Annotated in this window: 4 protein-coding genes and 1 pseudogene; 1 reads left to right on the top strand and 4 read right to left on the bottom strand. The window is 76.1% G+C overall.

The window, feature by feature from the left end:
• Nucleotides 1–25 precede the first annotated feature (25 nt).
• The 4 genes and pseudogenes from E1283_RS29605 to E1283_RS29590 form a co-directional block, all read right to left on the bottom strand.
• Entirely contained in the window at nt 26–1,534 is a 1,509-nt protein-coding gene (locus E1283_RS29605; protein ID WP_132821242.1) for an MFS transporter, read from the bottom strand.
• A 213-nt stretch (nt 1,535–1,747) separates the two neighbouring features.
• Nucleotides 1,748–4,081 (bottom strand): xanthine dehydrogenase family protein molybdopterin-binding subunit, encoded by a 2,334-nt coding sequence (locus E1283_RS29600; protein ID WP_132821241.1) that lies wholly within the window; start codon nt 4,079–4,081, stop codon nt 1,748–1,750.
• Between the two features lie 76 nt (nt 4,082–4,157).
• Nucleotides 4,158–4,958, bottom strand: a pseudogene (locus E1283_RS40035) ((2Fe-2S)-binding protein); the annotation flags it as partial.
• A 260-nt stretch (nt 4,959–5,218) separates the two neighbouring features.
• Nucleotides 5,219–6,124, bottom strand: a complete 906-nt coding sequence (locus E1283_RS29590) for an FAD binding domain-containing protein (RefSeq protein WP_132821239.1) — start codon at nt 6,122–6,124, stop codon at nt 5,219–5,221.
• 135 nt (nt 6,125–6,259) lie between these two features.
• On the opposite strand from E1283_RS29590, the gene E1283_RS37620 reads away from it, so the two are divergent.
• Nucleotides 6,260–6,421, top strand: coding sequence for a hypothetical protein (locus tag E1283_RS37620; RefSeq protein WP_165956295.1), 162 nt, complete (start codon nt 6,260–6,262; stop codon nt 6,419–6,421).

Here is a 6,421-nt window from a genome sequence, read left to right as displayed (position 1 = left end):
CAACCCCCCTGTGCCAGCGGCGACTTCAGGCCAGGGATCGCCCGGCGGGCACACGGAGCCGGCCGGCGACCACGATGCCGAGCACCGCGGGCAGCGCCGCCACCGCGTAGACCGCGACAAAGGCCCCCGCCCCCACGGCCGAGGCGGCGGCGCCCGACTCGTGCGCGGCCGCCGCGTCCCCGCCGAAGGCGGCGAACAGGGTGCCGACCACGGTGAGCATCACCACGTTGCCCAGGCTGTCGCAGACCTGGAGCGACGACACGTTGCCGCCCGACTCCCCCGGCGGCGAGAGCCGCAGCACCAGCACGCCCACCGTGGACACCACGAGCCCCATGCCGAAGGCCGCCACCGTGAGCGTGATCGTCGGCACCCACACCGGCACCGCGTCCAGCAGCACCAGCGGCGTCAACAGCACCCCCAGGCACAGGAACAGCGTGCCGGCACGCACCAGCAGGTAGCGGTGGGGCTCGGCCCAGGGCCTGGCCTGGGCGTAGGAGCCGAGCGCCCACACCACGCCGGAGACGGCGAGCGCCAGCCCGGCCTGGGTGTAGGACAGGCCCCGCTGCGCCACCAGCATCAGCGGCAGGAACGTCTGTGTCGCCATGTACGCCGCGGATATGGTGGCGCGCAGGGATATCACCGCGGGCAGCCCCCTGGCCGCCCGGAAGGTGCCCGCGGGCAGCAGCCGGGTGGCGGACGGCAGCAGCAGCGCCATGCCGGCCAGCACCGGCAGCAGCGAGAGCCAGCGCAGCTCCTGCCCGCCGAACTGCAGGAGGCCGGCGCCCACCGCCACCGCGAGGGCCAGCCGCAGCCGCCGACGGTCGAACACGCCGGGCACCCCGCCGGGCGGGCCGGAGGCGAACCTGCGGAGCGCCGGCAGCATCACCAGCAGCGGCAGCGGCACCAGTGCCGTGATCCCCAGGAACACCCAGCGCCAGCCGAAGTGTTCGGTCACCGTGCCGGCGATCAGCGGCCCGACCATCGACGGCAGCACCCAGGCCCCGGAGAAGGCAGCCAGCGCCGCCGGCCGCAGCCGCTCGGGGAAGGCCCGGCCCACCACCACGTAGAGGGCCACGATCACCAGGCCGCCACCTATGCCCTGGATCGCCCGACCGAGCACGAACACCCACATGCTCTGGGCCACCCCGGTGACCAGCAGGCCGGCGGCGAACGCGGCGATCCCCGACGCCACCGGCCGCAGCGGCCCGGCCCGGTCGCACCACTGGCCCGAGACCACCATGCCCAGCAGGCTGGTGGTGAAGAAGCCGGAGAACGCGAACGCGTAGAGCGAGAGGCCACGCAACTCCTCGGCCGCCGCCGGCATCGCGGTGCCGATGGCCATGGCCTCGAAGGCGATCAGCAGGATGGAGCTGACACACCCCAGCGTCAGCGCGCGGTAGCCCGCGCTCAACACCGAGCCGCCGCCCTCGGGGGCGGCGGCCGGCTCCGGTGCCGAGCCCCGGCCCGGCTCACGCGGGGAGCGCGGTGGGGGCGAGGCGGGATCGGTCGGAGCTCCGGCGCTGGTGTCTGTCATGCGAACACCGTAAGGAGTACTCCCACCCCCTGCCTATGGACCTACGGTGGGTTCGCCCTTGACCATCGTCGTACGCCGAACGAGCGAGACGCCCAACGAGCGAGGCGCCCCAACGAGCGGGGCGCCGAACGAGCCAGCCGCCCGACGAGCGGCGCGGGCGCGACCGGCCGGCCCCGGCCCGCGGTCGCCTGCCCCGCACTTCCGGCGGAGCGCCTACGCTCCCACCACGGCCGACTGGGCCCGGATCGGCAGCCGGTTGACCGGGCGGCCCGTGGCCGCCCTGACCGCCGCCGCGACCGCCGCCGGCGCCACCACCACCGGCACCGCGCTGGCCGCCTTGGCACCGAACGGCGCCACCACGTCCCGCTCCTCGATCAGCTTGACGATCCGCACCTCGGGCGCGTCGAGCGCGGTCGGCAGCGGATACCCCGCCAGGTCGGGCCGCCGCACCTCACCGCGCACCACCCGCAGATGCTCGGTGAGCGCCGCGCCCACGCCCTGCACCACGCCCGCCTCGATCCGGGCCCGCACCTGCCGCGGGTTGAGCACCCGCCCCACGTCCTGCGCGATCGCCATCTCGACCACCCGCACCGCGCCGAGCTCCGCGTCCACGTCGACCACGGCCCGCACCGCCGCGAAGGCCAGGCCGACGAACGCGTCCCCCTGCCCCGACTCGTCGAGCGGCTCGGTCGGATGCGGTCGGCACTGGGCCGTAGCCCACAGCTCCTTGCCCTCCAGCGCCTCCACCACGGTGGTGCTCAACACCCCGTCGTAGGAGGTGATCTTGCCGTCCGCGATGCTCAACAGCTCGGCCGACATCCCGAACTTGGCCGCCAGCGGCTGGAGCAGCTGGGTGCGCACCATCTTGGCCGCCCGCTCCACCGCGCCGCCCGAGACCCAGGTGTGCCGGCCGCGCCCGCCGGGCCCCGCCGGCGGCTGGTCGGTGTCGACCGGCGCGACGTGCACCTCCTCGATGCCCAGCACGTCCTGCACGATCTGCCGCGCCAACGTGGCGAAGCCCTGCCCGGTGTCCACCGCGGCGCACAGCACCGTGGCGACCGAGCCCTCCACCTTCACGGTGGCCGTGGACACCTCGTCGGCGCCCTCGGAACCGAGCATGTGCACCATGCCCAGGGCATAGCCCACGCCGCGCCGCACCGACCCGGGCTCGCCCGCGCCCTCCGGGCCGCCGGGCAGCAGCCATTCCTCCACCGGGCCGTCCTTGGGCAGCGCGGGCAGCGGGGCCTCGCGCACCGCGGCCAGCAGCTCGGCCACCGGCGCCGGGCAGGTGACGGTCTGCCCGGTGGGCAGCGCGTCCCCGGTGCCCAGCACGTTGCGGGCCCGCAACTCGGCCGGTTCGATGCCGAGTTGGGCGGCCAGCCGGTCCATCTGCCCCTCGTAGGCGGCGCACACCTGCAGCGCGCCCTCGCCTCGCACATAGCCGGCCGGCGGGTTGTTGGTGCGCACCGCCCAACCGTCGATCACCGCGTTGGGCACCACGTAGGGGCCGGCCGCGAACGAGACGGCGGCGGCCAGCGTCTCGGCGGAGTCGTCGGCGTAGGCGCCGGCGTCCATCAGCAGCTGCGCCTCGACCTTGACGATCTTGCCGGTGCGGTCCGCGTGGTGCCAGTAGCGCAGCAGCGTCGGGTGCCGGTGCGCGTGGCCGAGGAAGGACTCCTCGCGGGTCGCGGCCAGCTTGACGGGGTTCCCGGTGCGGATCGCGAGCAACGCGAGCGGCAGCTGGAAGCCCAGGTCCTCGCGGTCGCCGAGGGAACCGGGCACGCCGGTGACGTAGATCTTGACCTGCTCCACGCCAAGCCCGAGGCAGGCCGCGATCCGGTCCCGGTCGGTGTGCGGATCGGTGCTCGCCGTGTAGATCTCGACGCCGCCGTCCGGGCGGGGGACGGCCAGGCCCGACTCGACGCCGATCGGCGCGGGGTCCTGGCGGCCGATCCGGTACAGGCCCTCGACGACCACCTCGCCGGCGGCCGCCGGGTCGCCGTACCGCAGCGGGATGTGCCGGATCACGTTGCCGTCCGGGTGCAGCGCCGGCGCGTCGAACGACTTCTCCGGATCGGTGACCGGGTCGAGCACCTCGTACTCGACGACGATGGCGGCGGCGGCCAGCCGGGCCGTCTCCGGGTGGTCGGCGGCGATGGCGGCGACCGGCTCGCCGTGGTAGCGGACCAGGTCGGCGGCGAACGGCGGCCGGTCGGTGACCTGCCGCCCGAGGCGGCCCTCGCCGGCCACGTCCTCGTGGGTGACGACGGCCCGCACCCCCGGCATGGCCGCGGCGTCCGCCGTGTCGATCCGCTTGATCCTGGCGTGCGGGTGCGGGGAGCGCAGCACCGCCGCCCACAGCAGGCCCTCGGCCCACAGGTCGGCCGTGTAGGGGAAGGTGCCCCTGGCCTTGGCCTCCGCGTCGGCGGGCGGCAGCGAGTCGCCGAGCCCGTGCGGCGGCGCGCCCGCCGGCCTGGCGGGCCGTGCTCCCCCACCGGCGGGGGACACGGTGATGGCGGTGGCGCCGTCGGTGGCCCGGTCGGTCATGGCATCGCCCTTTCGTCCCCTTCGTCACCCGGAACCGCGGCTGCCGCGCACACCAGGCGCGTGCCAGGACCGAGGCTCACAGTGTCCCCCCGGCGGGCGGGCCCGCCTGGTGCGGAATCCGCGTGCCAGGGCCACCGCCCTGGGCCCCGTGCTCGGCCTCCTCGGCGGCGCGTGCCGCGGTGGCCGCGCGCTCGTCCACGACCGAGCGGACGGCGTCGAGCACGCCCCCGTAGCCGGAGCAGCGGCACAGGTTGCCGCAGATCGCCTGCCGGGTCTCGAGATCGGTCGGGGAGTGGTTGCCCTCGAGCAGGTCGTGGACGGTCATCGCGATCCCCGGCAGGCAGAAGCCGCACTGCACCGAGGTGGCCGCCAGCGCGCGCTGCACGTCCGAGGGGGCGCCGTCGGAGCCGAGCCCCTCCACGGTCCTGATCTCGCTGCCGGCCGCGGTGGCCGCCGGCACCAGGCAGGCGGCGACCAGCCGCCCGTCGACCTGTACCGAGCAGGCCCCGCACTCGCCCTGCGAGCAGCCGTCCTTGGCGCCGGCCAGGCCGAGCCGCTCACGGAGCACGTAGAGCAGCGACTCGCCAATCCAGGCGCCGGTCACCGGGCGCTCCACGCCGTTGACCCGCAGCACGTAGGAGACCTCGGGGTGGTCGCTCCTGGTGCCAGTCACGGCGGGCTCGGCGGCCCAGGGCTCGCCGCCCTCCGGCGCGCCGGCCGGCTCCGCCGGGTGCGGCTCGCCGGCGGGCGCCGTCGACCAGGGTCCCGGCGCGCCCTCGCCACCCGCCCACGGCCCCGCGTCGTGGCCGCCGGCCAGCGCGGCGGCGCCCTGTCCCATCGCGGCGGCCCGCGCCGACCGCTCGACGGCGGCCGGGTCGGCCTGGCCGAAGGGCAGGGTCCACTGGCCGCTGGCCGAGGGGTCCGCGTGCGGCGCGGCGGCCGCCGCGCCGTCGCCGATCTCCGGCGGCTGGTAGCCGTGCCCCGGCGCGGCGAGCGGCTCGGCGCCCGACCGCTCCTGGTAGCCCTCGGGAAGCTCTATGAAGGCCGTGGCGTCCGAGTCGTACTCCCCGCCCCAACTCCCCTGCGGGCCCGGGGTGCGCACCCCGCCGGGCGCGGGGTCAGGCTGCTGGTCGTTGCTCATGCGAGAGCCCTTCCGAGTCCACGGCGGGCCAGTGTCGCCACGGTACGCCTCATGTGCTGCACGGCGGGCGGAAGTTGAGGAGGTTCCCCGCCATCGGCCGACGGCGGCGGATCCGGGATGCAGGCCATCCCGACATAGTCCCCGAAAGCGTGCAGCACCTCGGGGGCCAACCCGCGCTCCCCGTCCCAGTCGACCAGCGAGGCCACCCACCGCTCGGCGTCGAGCGGCCGCAGCGGCATCGGGCTGACGGCGCCGACCGCGCAGCGCACCTCGCGGCGCACCGGGTCGAGGACGACCGCCACCGACGCCTGCGCCCGGGCGGGGCCGGTGCGGGAGGTGGCCTTCAGGAACGTCTGCGGGGCGTGCAGCAGCGGCACCCGCACGTGGGCCAGCAGTTCACCGGGGCGCAGCCGGTCCCGGCCGGAGAGCAGATGGCTGACGGGGATCTGCCGGCCGTCCCCGTTGGGGCCGGCGACCAGCAGCGTCGCGTCGAGCGCGGCCAGCACCGGCAGCGTGTCGCCGGAGGGCGCGCAGGTGATGATGTTGCCGCCGAGGGTGCCGGCGTTGCGCACCTGGGGCGGGCCCGCGGCCCGGGACGCGGCGGCGAGGGCCGGGATGAGGGCGGCGAAGTCGGGGCGGCTCATCCGCGCGTGCGTGAGACAGGCCCCGAGCAGCGCGTGACCGTCCTGGTAGGCCCAGCCGCGCAGCTCGGCCAGCCGGCCGAGGCCCACGAGGGCGGCGGGGCGCAGCAACCCCGCGTTGACCGACGCCATCAGGTCCGTGCCGCCCGCGACCGGCACGGCGGCCGGATCGGCGGCCAGCGCCGCCACGGCCTCGTCCAGTGTGGCTGGAAGCGCGACGAGCCGCGCGGAGCCCGGTGCGTGCGGTGCGTGCGTGCTCAACCCAGCTGCCCCTTTCCGGTGGTCCCGGCTGCCGAGCCGTACGGTACGTGTTCCGAGCCCGGACGTGGCAACTCTGGCACAGAATCCGGCCCGTCCGGCGCCGGGGTGGCCCGCCCGACACGCACGATCGGCCGCATGATCGCGCGGGGGCTCGGCCGACCGGGCGGCCGGCTCGACCGGCTCCCGGACGTCGAGCCGGCCATCGCGACCACGGAGCTGACCCACCACCCGTCACCCTGGCAGCGCGGCCCGACGGCCCTGCCCGTCCGCTTCACGCCGATGCCGGCGTCACGCTGA

It is taken from the genome of Streptomyces hainanensis, assembly GCF_004348415.1.
Lineage (GTDB): Bacteria > Actinomycetota > Actinomycetes > Streptomycetales > Streptomycetaceae > Streptomyces > Streptomyces hainanensis.
This window is presented reverse-complemented; position numbering and strand designations above follow the sequence as displayed.

Excerpts from the sequence above, each read along its gene's own strand:
- E1283_RS29605 (WP_132821242.1), bottom strand. The coding sequence starts at position 1,534 with ATGACAGACACCAGCGCCGGAGCTCCGACCGATCCCGCCTCGCCCCCA.
- E1283_RS29600 (WP_132821241.1), bottom strand. The coding sequence starts at position 4,081 with ATGACCGACCGGGCCACCGACGGCGCCACCGCCATCACCGTGTCCCCC.
- E1283_RS37620 (WP_165956295.1), top strand. The coding sequence starts at position 6,260 with ATGATCGCGCGGGGGCTCGGCCGACCGGGCGGCCGGCTCGACCGGCTC.